Here is a 19142-nt window from a genome sequence, read left to right as displayed (position 1 = left end):
TCCTCAACGGATACTTGAGTTCTATTCAGTACGTGGCGATGAAACTACAAATTACGCTGAGTACAGCCACTCCTGCACGCGGTCGAGTTGTGCGGGCCACCCTCCGGCTGCCACGAACTCACGCGCGATCTCGACCTTCGATCCGATCGACCGGATCGGTTCGACGTCGAGCACATTCGGGTTGGTGATCTCGTCGACGCCATAGAGCGCGTACTTCTCGATGAGCGCGCGCAATACCTCTTGCGCCCGCGCAGACAGCACTGCGATCTCGGCAGCGTGCCGTTCGCGCGCGCGGCGGGCCCGTTCGGCGCGGGTGCGCAACGGCGTGTTCCACGCGAGACCGGCCAAAACATCGAGTGGATCGCACACGTCGACCACGTCGGAGCCCACGAGATCGCTCAGGGCCACATCGTGTTCGGCCAACTCAGCCAATACCGCTTCGCGCGAGGGGGCGTGGGTCCACCGCGCGGCAAGATCGTCCGCCGATGATGCGATCGACCGAACGGCGCCGCCCACGAACTCGGCGTACTCGGTCAAACGCAACCGCCCTGTGGACGAATCAGGAACGTGGATCGACTCCGCCGTGACCACGAAATCACCCTGATCGACGAACAGCTTGCCCGGCTGTCGGTACCAGTCGTCGCCATGATCGATGCCAATCGGATCGTGAACAATGAAGGCCGGTGACGGCTCAGCGACGCCTGGCTGCCCATCGTCGCCAGTCGTCGGCCAGGTCCCGGTCGGTTCGACCTCCACCGGCTCCGTGCCGAGCGTCGTGCCGTCACCGTCGACCGTGTCGACCACGGCACGCTGCGGCGGACCGTCGAATTCTGGGTCCTCGAACTTCACAGTGGCACCGACGTAGTCGATGATCTCGAACGAGGTCTTGCCCTTCTCGGGATACAGCCGCGTGCCACGTCCGATGATCTGCTTGAACTCCACCATCGAACCGATGGGCCGGAACAGCACGACGAACTTGAGGTCTTCGACGTCGACACCGGTCGAGAGCAACCGCGACGTGGTTGCCACGATCGGCGTGTCCCCCTCGGGGTTCGTGAACTCTGACAGCAGCCGCACGCGATCGGGCTCGAGGCCGACGATGCGCACAGCCCAGGTGGGATCGGCCGCCATCAGGTCGGCATTCTGCGCGGCAAGCGCCCGACGCATGTCTTCAGCATGTTGCTGGTCGACACAGAACACCATCGCGCGAGCGGTCGGGTCGATCCGAAGAAGCCGTGAGAGGTGGCGGGCGGCGAGCTCGGTGCGTGTGACGAGCGAGACGATGCGCTCGAAGTCCTTCGTCGAGTAGACGCCCTCGGGAATCTCTCGCCCGAACCGGTCGAGCTCGCCTGGCGACGGCTCCCACCCGTCTGCGTCGGGACTCAGCACGACACGACGCACCCGATACGGCGCCAGGAAACCGTCTTCGATGCCTCGCCGCAACGAGTATTCGAAGACCGGAGCGCCGAAGTAGGCGGCGGTATCGATCTGTGCATCGCGTTTCGGTGTCGCGGTGAGCCCGAGCTGTACCGCCGACGAGAAGTGATCGAGCACTCGTCGCCATGACGAATTCTCGTCGGCACTTCCCCGATGGCACTCATCGACGATGACGAGGTCGAAGAAGTCGGGCGGATAGTCGTGGAACAACTCTTCGGTGTCGCCGGCGCCAGTCATCGCCTGATAGCTCGCGAAGTAGATCTCGCGGCTCATGTTCGCACCGCCCTTGACGCGGTGCACCGGCTCGGTGCCGAACGCCGGCTTGAAGTCCTTGTTCATCGGCTGCGTGAGCAGCAGATCGAGATCCGCGAGATACAGCACACGGAAGTTTCGGTCAGGATGCACGGCACGTTGATAGCTCCGCAGCTTTGCGACGACCTGCATGGCTGTGAACGTCTTGCCCGTGCCCGTCGCCATGAGCAAGAGGACTCGCTGCCGCCCCTGGCCGATCGCCTTCAGCACACGATGCACGGCGACGCGCTGATACCACCTCGGCTCGATCACGTCGCCCCGCACGCTTGTGCGATTGCGGTTGAAACTCTGAGCGATCAGCTCCCCGCTCTCGGCATCCACGTTCTGCTGATCGAGCCACGCACTCCACAACTCGGCAGGCGTGCCGACGGATTCGACCTCACGCTCGTGACCCGTGCGCATGTCACGCTCGATGATCGTTCGGCCGTTGGTGGCATACGCGAGCGGTGCATCGAGTTGCTGCGCGTAGCGCACCGCCTGCTGCAGACCATCGGCGGCGTTCTTATACTCGCGCTTCGCCTCGATCACTCCACACGGCACGCCGCCGAGTGCTTCGAGCACATAGTCGACCCTGCCGTCTGGCAGCACCCGAGCAACTCCACCCGAAGAGGTGATGCGGTCGGCCTTGACCACGAACTCTCGGGTGATCTGCTCTGCCCGCCATCCAGCAGCCTCGAGCATCGGGTCCACGAAATCACGACAGGTGTCGCTTTCTCGGCGGCCGAAATGGCGGATCATGGTCCCACGCTAATGGTCACCTGTCCCGTGACCACGCAACCGGTCGTCCAGTGCTCGATCCGCGAGCCGCGGCATCCGATCACTACTGCACGTCGCGTACCTCGACGGGCTCCTCGCCGAACGCCGAGAGTCGCGCCGTGAGACGGTCCCGCACCTCGGGCCACTCGTCGATGATGACCGAGTACACCGCGCTGTCGCGCCAGCTGCCATCGGCCCGGCGCTTGTGCCGCCGCATGACGCCGTCGAGCTGCGCCCCGAGCTTCTCGATCGCCGCACGGGAACGTGCGTTGTTGGCATCGGCCTGGATCTTCACCCGGCCGAATCCGTTGCGGAACGCGAGCTCGAGCAGCAGCAGCTTGGCCTCGGGGTTGACCGCAGTGCCCCAGACGCCGGGGTCGTAGGCGGTCCAGCCGATGTGCGCCGACTCGTTCGGCAGGTCGAAGTCGGCGAGCTTCGTGGCCCCGACCACTCGGCCGTCGTGGGGGCCGCCGCGCAGGCGCACCGTCCACGGCATCGCCGCCTCGCCGGCCGAGTAGTACCCGCGCGCGAACGCCTCGTACCCCGCGAAGTCGGCGGGCTGGCCGGCCGGCCCGCCGCCGTACCCGCCCGCGTAGACCTCGGGCCGGCAGAGGGCCCGGTACAGCTCGGGGATGTCGGCGACGTCGAACGGGCTGAGGCGGATGAATCGGCCGACCAGGTCGTCGTCGGCTGGGCGCGTTGCGGTCACCGTTCGAGTGTGCCACGTGCCGGTGACGGGCAGGTGGCCGGTCGGCGACGACTCCCTCGCCCGACGCCGCAGCCCTTCCCTTCGACCCGGGCCGCCCCTACGATGACGGAAGCACGACCACGACGAACGGAAGGTGGGGGGCCATGGGTTCTCTGGACGACATCACGAAGAAGGCGCAAGACTTCATCGAGGACAACAAGGACAAGATCGCCGACGCGCTCGACAGCGAGCAGGCGGAGGACATCAGCGACAAGCTGCTCGACGGCGTCACCGAGGCCGCCAAGAAGGTGCTGCCCGAAGAGCACCACGACAAGATCGACGGCGTTCGCGACAACATCGACGGGGCCGTCGGCACCGAGAAGTAGCGCGACGCACAGTCGCAGCAGGGGGCGGATGCCACGGGCATCCGCCCCCTTCGTCGTCTCCGAAGACCCGAACCCGCCCGGGCTGGCGCGTTCCCTTGCGGCCGGCGGGTGCGGGTTGACACGATGGCAGAGGGCCATCACGCCCGCGAAGGGGGAACTTCATTCCATGGATCACAAGCCGGCCACCGACACCATCCGGGCACAGCAGGCGGCGGCGCTCGCGCAGCTGCCGTTCGACGACACACGGGACTTCGACGATGCGGATCGTGGATTCATCGCCGCGCTCGAGCCCGGGGTCGTGCGCAACGATGCGGGCGAGGTCGTGTGGGACAACGACAGCTACGCCTTCCTCGACGGAGAAGCGCCCGCCACGGTGCATCCGAGCCTCTGGCGCCAGTCGCAACTCGTCGCCCGGCAGGGACTGTACGAGGTCGTCGAGGGCATCTACCAACTGCGCGGCATCGACCTCTCGAACATGACGATCGTCGAGGGCGACACGGGCATCATCGTGATCGACCCGTTGATCTCGACCGAGACCGCCGCGGCCGCCATCGCGCTGTACCGAGCGAACCGCGGCGACCGCAAGGTCGTCGCCGTCATCCACACCCACTCGCACGTCGACCACTTCGGCGGCGTCTTCGGCGTGACGTCGCAAGCCGAGGTCGACGCGGGCACCGTGCAGATCATCGCCCCCGAGGGCTTCGTCGAGCACGCCGTCGCCGAGAACGTCTACGCCGGAACGGCGATGGCCAGGCGCGCCGGCTACATGTACGGCGCGGCCCTCGAGCGCGGACCGCAGGGCGCCGTGGGCGCCGGCCTCGGCCAGACCACGTCGACCGGCGCCGTCGGCATGATCGTGCCGACGCTCGAGATCACTACGACGGGCGAGACGCACACCGTCGACGGCGTCGAGATCGAGTTCCAGATGGCACCCGGCACCGAAGCGCCATCCGAGATGCACTTCTACTTCCCGCGCTACCGGGCACTCTGCATGGCCGAGAACGCGACCCACAACCTGCACAACCTGCTGACGCTCCGCGGTGCCGTCGTGCGCGACCCCCACGTGTGGTCGCAGTACCTCACCGAGGCGATCACGCGATACGCCGATCGCACCGACGCCGTCTTCGCCTCGCACCACTGGCCGACGTGGGGCCGCGAGAACATCGTCGAGTTCCTCTCGGTGCAGCGCGACCTCTACGCCTACCTGCACGACCAGACCCTGCGCCTTGTCAACAGCGGCTACACCGCCGCCGAGGCTGCGGAGATGTTCGAGATGCCGCCGGCGCTCGATCAGGCGTGGAGCACGCGCGGTTACTACGGCTCGGTGAGCCACAACGTCAAGGCGATCGTGCAACGCTACCTCGGCTGGTTCGACGGCAACCCGGCGCGCCTCTGGCCGCACCCGCCGGCCGCGATCGCGACGCGCTACGTCGACGCGATCGGCGGGATCGACCGGGTGGTCGAGCTCGCTCAGGCGGCGTACGACGCCGGCGACTTCCGTTGGGCGGCGACCCTGCTCGACCACGCCGTCTTCGTCGACGAGCACCACGAGGCCGCCCGGGCGCTGTACGCCGACACGCTCGAGCAGTTGGCCTACGGCTCCGAGAACGGCACCTGGCGCAACTTCTTCCTCTCCGGGGCGACGGAGCTGCGCGTCGGCAACTTCGGCACGCCGACGAAGACGAGCGCGCCCTCGATGGTGGCCCAGCTCAGCCCCGAGCAGCTGCTCGACGCGATCGCGATCAAGATCGACGGACCGAAGGCCTGGGACCTCGACCTGTCGTTCGCGATCGTCCTCACCGACCTCGATCGGCGGTTCCGGATCACGCTCCGCAACGGCGTGCTGATCTACCTCGAGGACGGTGCCGGTGACGTCGAGCTGACCCTCAGCCTCTCGAAGCTGCGCCTCCTCGCCCTCCTGGGCGGCGACTCCACGTCATCGGGCGTCGCGATCGAGGGCGACGGCTCGGTGCTCGAGCGCCTGCTCGGGGTCATCGACCCGGGCGACGAGGCGTTCGCCATCGTCACGCCGTAGCACGCGACGACACGACGAGGAACGCCCGGCCGGGACATCTGGCCGGGCGTTGCTCGTTCTCCGCGTCAGCGGATGCTGCGGATCGCTTCGGCCCGACTCCGCCGCCGGCGCACGAGCACGAACGCGACGAGTGCGAGCCCACCACCGGTGAGCAGCAGCGCCCAGGTCAAGCGAGCGGCGAGCTCGTCGCCGTCGATGCCGGTCGCGGGCAGCGGCGGGGCGAAGCGGTTGTCGACCGTCAGGGTGACCGCCGCGCCTTGGCCGACGACCGCGGGATCCGCCTCGGTGGCACTCACAGTCACCTCGACGGCGCCGCCCGTGTCGGTCTCCTCGGCCCAGCACTCGGCGCCGACCGGCAGCCCGTCGAGCACGACCGTCTCGCCGCCACTGATCTGCACGGGCTCATGGTCGAGCGCGATGTACGGCTCGTTGTTCTCGCCGCGATCGAGGACGCACGTCACCTCGACGGTGAAGGTCTTGCCCGCAGCCTCGGCGACCGCACCGCTCACGGTCTTCTCGAGCTCGATGCTCCCGTAGTCGTAGGTGTTCGTCGCCGTCACGAGCAGGATCTGCGGCAGCCGCTCCGCTTCGACGATGATCGCATCGTCGTACGAGTCGTGGTCGACGCTCCACGACGTCGCGCCCGCCGGATCGGTCTCCGAGCCGTAGCAGTGCGTGCCGACCGGCAGTCGCACGACTCGGCCGTCAGCGCCGCGCAGCGGCTCGATGTCGCCGGCGGTGAGCTCGATCGCACTGGAGTACACGGTCGTGCGGATGCCGTCCACGTCGACCTCGCAGGTCACCTGGAGCGTGAACACCGCGTCCTGCACCCACGGCGCGTCGGCGGCAGCTCCGTCGACCTCCTTCGCGACGCCGAGGAGTCCCAGGGAGAATCGGTTGAGGAACCCGGCGGTCACGACCGTCTCGACCCCGTCGGTCTCCTGGTCGGGGATGATGACGGTCACCGGCTCGGGCGTTGCGTCGGCGCCCCCGTTGTCGACCTCGGTGACGACGCATTCCGCGCCGACGGGAATGCCCGCCACCGTCTCGCTGACGTACGGGCCGCGCGAGTCCTCCTCGCCCTGCACGACGAGGTCGACCGACGTCACGGTGCTGCCCTCGTAGGTGCAGATCACCTGGAAGACGAACGGCCCGGTCGAGAACTCGGGCACGCCGGGTCCGCTGACCTCCTTCAGCACGTTGAGCGCTCCGGTGCGGAACTCGTTGACGATGTCGACCTGCACGGGTTCACCGGTCGCGTCGTCGCCGATGACGATCGGCATCTCGGGCGTCACCGACGACTCGGTGGCACCGCCGTCGTCGATCTCGGTCACGTCGCACTCGGCCCCCGTGGGCAGGTTCTCGACGAGCCACACGTCCCCCGGGGCATCCTTCGTCAGCAGGTGCGTGCCGTCGTAGACCGTGTCGGGGTCCGCGGCGGGGAGGGTGCAGACGAGCCGCACCTCGAAGTCGCCCAGCGTGCCGCCCCATGCCTCGGCTCCCGTGCCGGTGACCGACTTGACGATCTCGACCGACCCGACGGCGTAGCTGTTCGTCACGGCCACGACGGTGACCGACTGCCCCTCATCATCGTCGGGCAGCACCGTGAACTCGGCGCTCGCGACCTCGCCGAGGTCATCCTCGACGCCGTCTCGAGTGACGATGATCGAGGTGTCGGCGCCCGCCTGCTCGGTCTCCTCGACCGTGCAGACCGCACCGACCGGCAACGGGTCGAACGGCAGCGATTCGCCGGCCCTCAGCTCGAAGTCCTCGTCGAGCACCGTGGCGCCGTCGAACACGCAGCTCGCGCTGAAGCGATAAACGGTGTCGTACACGATGCTCTCGCCGTCCTGGTTCTGCGCACCGCCGTTGTCGACGGCCTTGCTCACCTCGAACCCACCGAGCTCGTAGGTATTCGTGCCGGTCACCTGCTCGAGGTCCGTGCCGTCGGATGCCGGGTGGTGGATATCCGGCCGGCCCGTGAGGTCGCGGCGCGCCGTCACCTCACCCGAGCGACCGTCGGCCCCGGCAGGATCGTACGTGACCGTCGAGCCCTGCGCCGTAATCTCCTGCACGGTGCACTCGGAGTACATCGGCAGGTTCGTTCCCTCACCGAAGACGACCTGGGTGCCGTCGGCGGGCACCGTCACCGGCGAGACGGGGCCGCCGTCCGCGTCGACGATCGCCACCGGCTCACCGCCCGAGGTGCACTGCACGTCGAAGTCGTACGAGGCTGGCAGCGGCCACCCGGCGGGCCAGTCGTCGGGAACGACGACCGCCTTCTCGAGCGCGATGTCCCCGTTCGGCACGGCCACGCCGGAGCGGACCGGCTCGACCGGGCCCTGGTAGATCTCCTGCGCGTCGAAGTCGGCGCGCGAGCCAGCCGCGACGGCGTTCCAGGCGATCGGCAGGCCGCCGTCCACCGCGGCGGGGTTCGAGTACGGAGTCTGCGTGTCGAACGTGAGGCCGCCCGACGCACCCGGCTGCAGGCCGCCGCCGTCGGGCCAGATCACGATGATCTTGATCGCCTTCGCCTGCGCGAGTTCTGCGGTCGGGGTCGCGTCCGTGAACTCGGTCCAGACACGCGTGCTCACGTCGCCGTAACAGGGGTCGTCGGTCGGCATCGGCGTCGTGCGCGTGCTGTACTCGATGTCCGCCGCGTTGCAACCGACGGCCGGAACCGTGGTCGTGTAGTAGGTCTTCACGACGACCGTCGGGTCGAGGACGGTGACGTTGCCGAGGAAGATCGGCGACCACTCGGATCCGCGGTTCGTGCCGATCGTCACGCCGGTGTCGCCGATCGCCGGCAGCACGTCGATGCCGCCGATGGACTCGACCGCGACGTTGCCGAGGTTCGTGAACGCGATCGCCCACCGCTCGATGCCGCCGGGGCGAGTGATCGGCACGCAATTGCTGAGGTAGTACCCGGGGATCACGGCATTCGGCTCGGCGCACGCATCTGCCGAGGTCGGGTCCGCGGTGTTCAGCACGCCGAGGTCGTCGTAATTCGGGTCGCCCGGAGCCGCCCCGGGGACTCCCGCCGCGACGCCGCGCACGCCCTTCTGCATCGAGATCGGTGCCGCCGCCGTCGGGTTCACCGTCGTGTTCGCCGCGCAGGCGTCGACGACCTGCGTCGCGGGCACCGGCTGCGCGAACGCGGTCGACTCGCACGTGTCGAAGGTGCGATCGCTCGTCGCCGAGATCGTGTTCCCGACGGGGGTTCCCGGCGCGAGCCCGAGCCGGAACTGCAACGCGGCCGAGATGACGAGCACGTCGTCCGGTTCGAAGACGAATCCGTCGGGCACCGTGATCGTCACGACACCGGTGACCGGGTCGAGCTCGCCCGAGAACCCGCTCGCGTCGAGTTCGGTGCCGTCGGCCGCCGTGAGGGTGAACCCGAACACGGGGTCGGCGCCCGGCACCGGCACGAGCAGCGAGCCGCCGGCATCGGTCGCCACCTGGTCGGTGAGCTCGAGGCCGGTCATCGGCCAGTCGCCGGTGTTGGTGACGGTCATGCGGTACGGGATGCCGCCCGTCGGCGGGAACTGCTGCGAGGCCGAGCCATCCGACCCGTTGCCCGGGGTCTTCTCGACCTTGATCGCGTTCTGCAGGTGCAGCAACTGCGTGGTGTCGCTCGCTTCGGCGTCGGCCTCCCACGTCGTGCCGTCGTTCTGGTCCCAGGCGCCGAGGCCGTGCACGTCGACGACGTCCGTCATCGTGCCCGGTGCCGGTTCGCCCGGCGCCGTCGGCTGACCCGGCTGTGTCGACGGCACCGGCACCGAGTCGAGCTCGCCCGCCGGTCCGTAGTGCAGGAACTCGAGGCGATCGGCCGTGAACGAGATCGGCACGATGGGGGTGACCGGGTTCTCCCAGTTCGACGACTCGTCGTCGACGCGGACGTCGAACCGCAGGCCACGGACCTCGCCGGCGTCGACCGTGTCGGGCAGCACCGGAACCACGGTGCCGTCGGCGGCGGCGTCCTGCCAGTCGCCGGGCACCCAGCAGGCAGTCAGGTCGGTCGAACCGCCGCACGTGTACACGAGCCGGTTCGTCACCGGCTCGATCGCCCAGTCGACGCCGACGAGCGCCCAGACCTGCAACTGGTGCAGGTTCGGCGGGAGCGTCTCGGTCGGGAACGAGGCGAACTCGAAGGCGTTCCAGAACGTCGGTTCGGCGTCGGTGATCGTGAGCACGGTCGTGCGCACGTTACCGGTGGGCTGTCCCGACAGCGCGATGGTGTAGCCGTCGCGCGGTTCATCCTCGTACCGCGTCGCCGGCGTGATCTCCTTCGTCGCCGCCACTCCGTAGGTCGCCGTGACGAACGGCAGCGTCGCCGTCGAGGTGCCGGATGCCTCGTCGAGCGGCAGCCCGCCCGGGCGCGTGACACCGGCACCCGCGACGTTCGTCGCCAGGTCGCCGACGGCGATCGGGGTCGACGGATCGCTGCGATGGAACCGGCGCATCTGGAAGGTGAGCACGACGGTGCTCGACGCCGTCGAGGCGATCGAGATGCCGCCCGGGTCGGTGTGGCGAACCGTGATGCCGATCACGTCGAGGAGATCGGCCGACGTCAGCGCGAGCGCCGCATCGATCGAGATCGGTGCATCGTCGGCACCGCCCTCGCGCGTGAGGATCACCGTCGACGACGTCGCCGCGGCCGGAACCGTGATCGAGTCGATCGAGTGCAGGTTGAGGTAGTCGTACGTCGTCGTCGCCGAACCCGGAGCCGGGTCGCTGACCTCGAGCGTCTCGACCGCGGCCTCCGTCTGGTTGGTCGCCGTGATCGTCGCGGTGGTCAATGGGAAGTCCGCCTGCGGCGTGTCCGCTGCCGGAACCGGCAAGTCGGCGGGGTCGAACGCCTTCGACACCTCGACGTTGACCGCGGCATCGAGGATCGTGATGTCGTCGGCATCCGTCTCGGTGATCGGCTGCACCCCCCTGCCGTCGATCTGAGCGGTGTTCCTCACGACGCCCGGCTGGCCCGAGTTGTAGGTCTCGTCGGGGTGCAGGGTGCCCGTCACCGGTCCCCCGTCGCTGCGCGTGAAGTCGCGGAGCTCGAACACGAGGTCGAGGTCGCGGTCGTGCCCGTACGACGGAGCCACGCCGGAGCCCGCGACGGGCCCGGTGCCGCCGCCGCGATGCGATCCCTCTTCGTAGGTGAGGCGCACCGCGCGGGTGGTGGCGACCTCGTCGGCCGAGAGCGTGTAGCCCGGGAACGCACCGTCGCATGCCGTGCCGTCGCCGCACGCGGCCGTCGTGACGTCGTCCCAGGTGCCGGTGTCGCCGTTGAAGAGTTCGACGGCGGCGATGCGGTCGTACTGCATCATCGGGTCGAGCGAGGCGTCGATCGCGGCGATCTCGACGAGGTTCCAGGCATCGAACGTCGACTGCGCGATCGCCGCATCGCTGAAGTCGGGACTGGCGGAAGGGTCGTCGGTGATCGCCACCGAGTCGAACGGCAGCCCCTCGGTCGACCACGAGACGCGCGCCGTGCGCCGGTCGCCGCTGAAGGCGAAGAGCGGGTCGGCGGGGTCGACGATCCAGTGCTTCTCGAACAGGTCGGGGCCGGGGCCGTCGCCGTCGATCGGCTTCAGGTCGATCTCGTCGCCGTCGGTCGCCGTGTTGTCCTCGGGGCTGGCGTCATTCGGGTTCTCGACCGCGGAGCCGGCCGTGTTGGCGACGGTCAGCGGGTCGGCCGCGTCGGCCGCATCCGCGACCGATCCCGATCCGTCGCGGAAGTCGTCGCGCGTCTCGACCGTCATCGTCGGGGCGACCTGGAAGCCCGGCGGGAGCAGCTCCCCCGCCTTCGGGGTGTAGACGAAGCGGATGCCCTCGATGTCGTCCTGCAGGTCGGCGGGGATCGCCACGACGAGGTCGCCCTCGCCGTCGAGCTGACCGTTCGGCAGGTCGACCCATTCCTGTCCATCCCAGTACTGCACCTGGAGATCGGCATCGGCCGGAACGCCGGCGACGATCTGGCTCGCGTCGAACGTGTTCCAGAAGGGCGTCACGGGGTCGCCGGGCTGCGGGTCGGCCGGGTCGCTCACGATCAGCACCTCGGACCCGATCGTCGAGGGGTTCGGCTGCTGGTCGTTCACGGTCGCGAGGAAGCTCACGTCGGTCGTCGTGCCGGGTACCGCCCAGATCTCGTCGCGCGCGATGTTCTTCTCGATCGTCGTCGAGACACGGCCGGGCTGACGCGTGATGTCGGCCGAGTCCTCGTCGGTGCCCGACAACCCGAGTTGGTCGGTGACGGTCGAAGTGGTGTCGTTCGTGCTCACGACGTCTTCGGTGTCGACGGGCTGCGCCGTCACCGTGAACGGCAACGTCGCGGCGGCGTTCTGGATGATCGGACCCGTGAAGGTCACGGTGAAGCCGACGACGCCGTCCTTCGTCGGGTCGGGCAGCGTGTTCGGGGCATCCGCGTCGAGGGTCTCCTCGGTGCCGTCGTCGTAGACGTAGGTCACCGAGGCGGCGGTGGCGTTCGCCGGCCAGACGACGCCGTCGGTGAAGCCCTCGAAGTCGAGGCCCTGCTCGCCGAGGTCGGGTGAACCGGGCGTCGGCTCCTCGATCACCATGGACGTGACCGGGCGGAAGCCGTTGGTCGACGTGATCGTGGCGGTCGTCTGCTGCCCGGCGAGGAGGTTCGGGTTCGCGAACGTCTTCGTCGTCTCGACGAACGGCCCCGTGTTCGAGACGACGGCGTCGCCGGGTGCGGTCTTCGGGGTGCTCGAGTCGCCGTGCACGACGATGTTGGACGACGCAGTGTTCGGCACCGTCACCGAATCGTCCCTCGGGATGGCCTCGACGGTCGCGTTCGTCTCGGCGCCGATGCCGATGGATGCCTCCTCCCCGGCGGGGGTCGGCGGCAGCTGGCCGGTCGACGACGAGAAGGTGAAGCGCAGTCCCTTCACGTCGCTGAGCGGGTCCACATCGGGGATGCCCGTGAAGTCGGCCGGGATCGGTCCGGTCGCGTAGGCGACCTGCCAGTCGCCGTTCTCGTCGAGCCATTCGATCTCGACCTGGTCGGCGCCGGCCGGCGGCGTGATCGAGGTGATGCCGGTGAAGTCGAAGTACGAGTCGAACGGGCTCGCGACGCCGTCGGCCGGGTCCTGCACGACGATCTCGTCGACCGAGCGGTTCGAGGCGTTGCCGCCGCCGATCGCGTAGTCGACGGGCTGGTCGGGCAGCGCGGGGATGCCGGGCGCGCCGTCGGGCTGATGGTCGTCGACCGACTTCTGCACGGTCGAATCGAGCACCTCGGGCACCTCGAGCGAGATCGTCGCCGAGGCATCCTTCGGCAGCGCGTTGGTGCCCGTCGCTGAGGCCGTGTTCGTGATGCTGGCGCCGTTGTAGTCGGCGCTGATGTCTTCCGGCACCTGGACGAAGACCGTGATGGAGGCCTTGGTTCCCGCCGGCTGGCCGACACCGGCTCCGCCCTGTGTGGTGAAGTCCACGGTGAAGTCCGAGGTGCCGTACGCGACCGCACTCGTGCCGCCTCCGCTCACGGCGACGGGTGGCGTGACCGAGGGGTCGAAGATCAAGGGAGCCGGGAGCGTGTCGGTCAGCGCCGCGTCGACGCAGGTGTCGACGAGGTTGCTGTTGCACGTCAGCTCGATCGTGTAGCTGAACTGCTCGCCCGGCTCGTACGGGGAGGTGTTCGGGTTGACCGTCTTCGCGAGGAGGAAGACGGCGTCATCCGGTGCTGCGGCGGCCGGCAGCACCGCCGGGGCCGTGAGCCCGATCGCGAAGACTGCTGCCACGACGCCTGCGAGCGTTCGACGGATGATCGACATCTACTCCCCCTCGCCCCCGGCCATGCGGCCGCCCCTGGGCTTCGGGTGGCGAAGAATCGCGCACCCGATCCGACCCTATCGAGGGCCTTGGGGGGAGGGAAGGGGCTCGCCGACGGCCCGTCGGGGTCAGCCGAGTCGGGCCGACAGCCCGTCGGGGTCAGCCGAGCAGGTCGTGCAGCGTGACGATCTCGTCGCGCCCGGGGCCGACGCCGATGGCCGAGATGCGCGAGCCGCTCATCGCCTCGAGCTCGCGCACGTACGACTGCGCGTTCGCGGGGAGATCGGCGAACTCGCGCGCGCCCGAGATGTCTTCGGTCCAGCCGGGGAACTCCTCGTAGATCGGCTTCGCGTGGTGGAAGTCGGACTGCGAGACCGGCACCTCGTCGAAGCGCTCGCCGTCGACGTCGTAGGCGACGGCGACGGGGATGCGGTCGATGCCCGTGAGGACGTCGAGCTTGGTCAGCACGAAGTCGGTGACGCCGTTGATGCGCGACGCGTACCGGGCGATGGGGGCGTCGTACCAGCCCGTGCGGCGCTTGCGCCCGGTGGTCGTGCCGAACTCGTGCCCCTGCTCGGTGAGGAAGTCGCCCCACTCGTCGAAGAGCTCGGTCGGGAAGGGGCCGGCGCCGACGCGGGTCGTGTAGGCCTTGACCACCGCGATGACGCGGTCGATCTTGTTGGGCGCGATGCCGGAACCGGTGATCGCCCCGCCGCTCGTCGCGTTCGACGAGGTCACGAATGGGTAGGTGCCGTGGTCGACGTCGAGCATGGTCGCCTGACCGCCCTCGAAGAGCACCGTCTCGTCGCGCTCGAGCGCCTGGTGCAGGAGCAGCGCGGTGTCGGTGACCATCGGGCGCAGTCGGTCGACGTACGCGAGCAGCTCGTCGACGATCTCGTCGACGGCGATCGCGCGACGGTTGTAGATCTTCACGAGCAGGTGGTTCTTCTGGTCGAGCGCGCCCTCGACCTTCTGCCGCAGGATGTTCTCGTCGAAGAGGTCTTGCATGCGGATGCCGACGCGATTGATCTTGTCGGCGTAGGCGGGGCCGATGCCGCGGCCGGTGGTGCCGATCTGGCGCTTGCCCAGGAACCGCTCGGTCACCTTGTCGAGGGTGCGGTGGTACTGCGTGATGAGGTGGGCGTTCGCCGAGACGCGCAGCTTCGAGACGTCGACGCCCCGGGCCTCGAGGCCCTCGAGCTCTTCGAAGAGCACCTCGACGTCGACCACGACGCCGTTGCCGATGACCGGCGTGACGCCGGGCGTCAGGATGCCGGACGGCAGCAGGTGCAGGGCGTACTTCTCGTCGCCGATGACGACGGTGTGTCCGGCGTTGTTGCCGCCGTTGAACTTGACGACGTAGTCGAGGCGCGAGCCGAGCAGGTCGGTCGCCTTGCCCTTGCCCTCGTCGCCCCACTGTGCACCGATGAGTACGGCCGCGGGCATGTCAGTCCTCTCCTGCCGCGTCGGACGCGGCGGGTTCGGCGACGACGTCGCCGGTCTGTGCGACGGATGCCGCGTGGTTGTTGGCTGCGTCGACGGCGATGTCGTGAGCGCTGACGATCGAGATCAGCTGGGTCGGGGTGAACTCCGACGCGATGCGGGCCGGGGCCTCGGGGTCGGCGGTGGCGAGCTCTCCGGCCAGGTCGCTCGCACGCTCGTCGAGGCCGAGGCTCTCGGCGGCACGGCGCTGGGTGTCGAGGGCGCGCAGGTAGGCGCGGTTGGGCTCGTCGGACCACGAGACGGGGTCGCCCGACGTCCATCCGCCGGCGACGAGCTGCGCGCGGGCGAGGTCGGCCGCGACCGAGGCGAAGGCGAAGGACTCGATCGCGCGCCCCTCGGAATCGGCGAGGTCGGCGAGTTCGGTCCAGGCGAGTGGCGACGACGGATGCTCCGCGACGACCGATGCGACCGACGAGCGATCGCCCTCGGCGAGCGCCTGGCGCACCTCGGGTTCGTCGGCGAGCGAGGCCTCGGGCTCCGGTGCTGATTGGTCTGGAGTCACACTCCACCTTATCGCGAGGGCCTTCTCGCGCCCGAGAGGCGCACGAACGAGGGGCCGGACCGATCGGCCCGACCCCTCGCAGCGACATCCGCTCGGTTCGCCTACTGCACGACGTTCAGCGCATTGATGTTGCCGGCTCCGTAGAAGCCGTTGCGCTCGCCGCCGGTGCAGACCGCCGGGTAACCCGGGCGCGGCTCGTAGACCCCGACGGGGCACGGCAGCGCCTCGGCGGTGCGCTCGAGCAGCGAGGCGAGCGCGCCGGGCTTCATGCCCGGGTGCGCCGACACGGCGAGCGCCGCGACGCCGGCCACGTGCGGACCGGCCATCGAGGTGCCCTGCTTGTAGCCCCATTTGCCACCCGGGTAGGTGGTCGAGAGCACGCCGTCGCTCGGGGTCGAGGTGGCTCCACCGGTGCGGAAGCGGGTGTCGCCGCCGGGAGCCGTCACGTCGACGACGCCGAGGCCGTACGACGAGTAGTAGCTCTTCAACTCGGTCGGGCCGACCGCGGAGACGGTCACGACGCCGGGCGCTTCCGCCGGCAGGTCGCGGCACGCGCCCGTGATGGTGCGGTCCTCCACCGGGTAGCTGCCGTCGTTCGGGCTCGCCGAGTCGACGAACTTGTGCTGCAGGTCGACGTTGCTGTTGCCGGCCGAGGCCACCGTGAGGGTGCCCTGCGCCGTGGAGTACGCGAGCGCGCGCTGCACGGCCTGCCAGACCGGCCGCTGGCGCGGGTCGTTCACGCAGTTGAACTCCCACGGGTCGATGAAGTAGCTGTTGTTCGTGACCGGCATGTCGTGGTCGGCCGCCCACAGGTAGCCGCAGATCGCCGCCTCGGGGAAGATGAAGCCGTCGTCGTTGACGACCTTGACCGAGGCGACCTTCACGCCGGGCGCGACGCCAACGATGCCGACACCGTTGATGGCGGCGGCGATCGTGCCGGCGACGTGCGTGCCGTGGTCTGAGGTCGAGGGGCTCCACGCGGACTCCGCCGTGTCGACGACGCCGCCGATGCACGAGGCGCTCTGGTCCTTCGCGACCTGCGTCGCGAGGTCGGGGTGGGTCGCGTCGATGCCGGAGTCGAGCACGCCGACCACGACCGACGGATCGCCCGTCGTGATCTCGTGCGCCTGGTCGACGTCGATCTGCTGCATGTCCCACTGCAGGTTCCAGTACTGCTCGCCGGTCGGGTCACCGGCGGCTTCGACCGCGGATGCGTCGAGGGCGACGCTCTCCTCGTCGTCGACGAGCGTCGTGCCGAGCCCGTCGGTCGACGCGACCGACTGGACCCCCGCTCCGGCGACGGCGGTGGCGAACGCCGTGTTCGTGGATCGCACCACGAGGACGCCGATCTGGCCGTAGGAGGCCACGACCGTGCCTCCCGCGGCGGCGACGCGGGCCTCGGCCTTCGCGACGCTCTTGCCCTGCGGCGCGAGCACGAGGTAGCTGGTCTCCGGCCCGGTGGCGGCGACGGCTGGAGCCGCTGCTGCGCCGATGAGGCCGATGGTCAGGGCGGCGGCTGAGGCCACCCCGATCACTCTGGATTTGTACATCCCTGTCTCCGTTCGATGCGACTGGAGTTCCGCGGGCCGGGTCGGCCGACGGCCCGGCCCGTCCAGAGGTGCGACGAGCGGCGGCAACGGTGATGCAGCACGGCCGGGTGGCGCGAGTCTATTGCCGCGCACGGGGGATGGCTAGGGCCGGCCCACGAAGCGCCGCCGTCAGAGGGCACGACCGCCAAGTAGGCTGGAGGGCATGTCGAAAGTCCTCTCCAGCCTGCCCGTCGGCGAACGCGTCGGCATCGCCTTCTCCGGCGGCCTCGACACCTCGGTCGCGGTCGCGTGGATGCGCGAGAAGGGTGCGGTGCCCTGCACCTACACGGCCGACCTCGGCCAGCCCGACGAGCCCGACGTCGAGGCCGTTCCCGGCCGCGCGATCGAGTACGGCGCCGAGATCTCGCGCCTCGTCGACTGCCGGGCCGCGCTCGTCGAAGAGGGCCTCGTGGCGCTGCAGTGCGGCGCCTTCCACATCCGCTCGGGCGGCAAGGCGTACTTCAACACGACGCCCCTCGGCCGCGCGGTCACCGGCACGCTGCTCGTGCGCGCGATGCTCGACGACGGCGTCGACATCTGGGGCGACGGCTCGACGTACAAGGGCAACGACATCGAGCGGTTCTACCGCTACGGCCTCATGGCCAATCCGCGGCTGCGCATCTACAAGCCGTGGCTCGACGCCGACTTCGTCACCGAGCTCGGCGGCCGCGCCGAGATGAGCGAGTGGCTGCAGCAGCGCGACCTCCCCTACCGCGCCTCCGCCGAGAAGGCGTACTCCACCGACGCGAACATCTGGGGCGCGACGCACGAGGCCAAGGTGCTCGAGGAGCTCTCCGAGGGCATCACGACGGTCGAGCCGATCATGGGCGTGAAGTTCTGGGACGAAGCCGTCGAGATCGAGACGGAGGACATCACGGTGCGCTTCGAGCAGGGCCGCCCGGTCGCGCTCAACGGCGTCGTGTTCGACGACGCCGTCGCGCTCGTGCTCGAGGCCAACGCCATCGGCGGTCGCCACGGCCTCGGCATGAGCGACCAGATCGAGAACCGCATCATCGAGGCGAAGTCTCGCGGCATCTACGAGGCACCGGGCATGGCCCTGCTGCACATCGCCTACGAGCGCCTCCTCAACGCGATCCACAACGAAGACACGATCGCGAACTACCACAACGAGGGCCGCCGTCTCGGGCGCCTCATGTACGAGGGCCGCTGGCTCGACCCGCAGTCCCTCATGCTCCGCGAGTCGATCGTGCGCTGGGTCGCCTCCGCCGTCACGGGCGAGGTGACGCTCCGCCTCCGCCGCGGCGACGACTACACGATCATGAACACGACGGGTCCCGCGCTCAGCTACCAGGCCGAGAAGCTCTCCATGGAGCGCGTCGGCGACCAGGCGTTCGGTCCCGAGGACCGCATCGGGCAACTCACGATGCGCAACCTCGACATCGCCGACTCGCGCGCCCGGCTCGAGCAGTACGCGAGGCTGAACCTCGTGGGCGGCGCGACCGCGGCGCTCGTCGGCGACCTCACGGTCGGCGATGCCGCGCAGATCCTCGCGGGTCCCGCGGAGTCCGAGCTCGAAGCGGCGACGGATGCCGCGAACGAGGCCTCGGCGTTCGACCTCGGCACCGACTGAGTCGCTCGGCACCGACCGAGTCGGCGCGCACGCGCCGCGAGATCACTCGGGCGAGCCGTCCCCCCCGGCCGGCCCACCCGAGCTGTCGATCGCTTCCCCCTGCTGATCGACCACCGAGTCGAGCACCAGCTCAGCTCGGAGGACGTTCCCCTGTGCAGCCGTTCTCGGCGAAGTCGGGGTCGCCGCGCCCCTCGAACCACGTCGGGGTGCCGTGGTCGTCGTACCAGAAGCCCGGGTACACGTCTTCGTCGTCCTGGTGCTTCGCATGCGCCTTGACGACGGCGATCTTGTCGGTCTCGATGTAGACGAACGGGTTCTTGGCGCTGTGGGTCGCGTGGCAGTACGGCACCTTGTGGTCGCCGTCGACCGGCGACGTCGCGTTGGCCGCGACACCGGCGCCGAGCACGCTGAGCGCGACGAACGGAACGGCCGCGAGCCCTGCCGTCAGACGGCGTGAGATGTTGGACATCGGTGAGTCTCCCCTCGACTCGGATCTGGGGGTGCCGCTCCCTGCGGGAGCGCCCCACCCGGTGCGGATGCCGAGGTGGC

10 protein-coding genes are annotated in these 19142 nt (G+C 69.3%); 3 read left to right on the top strand and 7 right to left on the bottom strand.

Features of this window, described 5'->3' with window-relative positions; all coding sequences use genetic code 11:
• Positions 1–51: 51 nt before the first annotated feature.
• Together hsdR and ESP57_RS12270 are read right to left on the bottom strand one after the other, a co-directional pair.
• Complete coding sequence (hsdR, locus tag ESP57_RS12275) at positions 52–2487, bottom strand: EcoAI/FtnUII family type I restriction enzme subunit R (protein ID WP_129231797.1); 2436 nt, start codon at positions 2485–2487, stop codon at positions 52–54.
• An 82-nt stretch (positions 2488–2569) separates the two neighbouring features.
• Positions 2570–3214 carry a GNAT family N-acetyltransferase gene (locus ESP57_RS12270; protein WP_129231796.1) on the bottom strand — a complete coding sequence of 215 codons (645 nt, stop codon included), beginning with the start codon at positions 3212–3214 and terminating at the stop codon, positions 2570–2572.
• Positions 3215–3357: 143 nt separating this feature from the next.
• Between ESP57_RS12270 and ESP57_RS12265 the strand changes: the two genes are divergently transcribed.
• Positions 3358–3579: an Rv0909 family putative TA system antitoxin gene (locus tag ESP57_RS12265; RefSeq protein ID WP_115960267.1), complete on the top strand. Its 222-nt coding sequence runs from the start codon at positions 3358–3360 to the stop codon at positions 3577–3579.
• A 166-nt stretch (positions 3580–3745) separates the two neighbouring features.
• Positions 3746–5614 (top strand): alkyl/aryl-sulfatase, encoded by a 1869-nt coding sequence (locus tag ESP57_RS12260; protein WP_129231795.1) that lies wholly within the window; start codon positions 3746–3748, stop codon positions 5612–5614.
• A gap of 65 nt (positions 5615–5679) precedes the next feature.
• On the opposite strand, the gene ESP57_RS12255 is transcribed toward ESP57_RS12260, so the two are convergent.
• The 4 genes from ESP57_RS12255 to ESP57_RS12240 all read right to left on the bottom strand — a co-directional run bounded on the left by ESP57_RS12255 (position 5680) and on the right by ESP57_RS12240 (position 16963).
• Entirely contained in the window at positions 5680–13410 is a 7731-nt protein-coding gene (locus ESP57_RS12255) for a DUF5979 domain-containing protein (protein ID WP_129231794.1), read from the bottom strand.
• A 157-nt stretch (positions 13411–13567) separates the two neighbouring features.
• On the bottom strand, positions 13568–14854 hold the full coding sequence (locus ESP57_RS12250) for an adenylosuccinate synthase (RefSeq protein WP_056012164.1): 1287 nt from the start codon (positions 14852–14854) through the stop codon (positions 13568–13570).
• A 1-nt stretch (position 14855) separates the two neighbouring features.
• Positions 14856–15413 (bottom strand): DUF3151 family protein, encoded by a 558-nt coding sequence (locus tag ESP57_RS12245; protein ID WP_165877461.1) that lies wholly within the window; start codon positions 15411–15413, stop codon positions 14856–14858.
• A 101-nt stretch (positions 15414–15514) separates the two neighbouring features.
• Positions 15515–16963 carry a S8 family peptidase gene (locus ESP57_RS12240; protein ID WP_129231792.1) on the bottom strand — a complete coding sequence of 483 codons (1449 nt, stop codon included), beginning with the start codon at positions 16961–16963 and terminating at the stop codon, positions 15515–15517.
• A 202-nt stretch (positions 16964–17165) separates the two neighbouring features.
• Between ESP57_RS12240 and argG the strand changes: the two genes are divergently transcribed.
• Complete coding sequence (gene argG / locus ESP57_RS12235; RefSeq protein ID WP_056012173.1) at positions 17166–18593, top strand: argininosuccinate synthase; 1428 nt, start codon at positions 17166–17168, stop codon at positions 18591–18593.
• A gap of 130 nt (positions 18594–18723) precedes the next feature.
• Here argG and ESP57_RS12230 read toward each other — a convergent pair whose 3' ends face one another.
• Positions 18724–19062: a hypothetical protein gene (locus tag ESP57_RS12230; protein WP_129231791.1), complete on the bottom strand. Its 339-nt coding sequence runs from the start codon at positions 19060–19062 to the stop codon at positions 18724–18726.
• Positions 19063–19142 lie beyond the last annotated feature (80 nt).

This window comes from Agromyces fucosus (assembly GCF_004134865.1).
GTDB classification, from domain to species: Bacteria; Actinomycetota; Actinomycetes; order Actinomycetales; family Microbacteriaceae; genus Agromyces; species Agromyces fucosus.
This window is presented reverse-complemented; position numbering and strand designations above follow the sequence as displayed.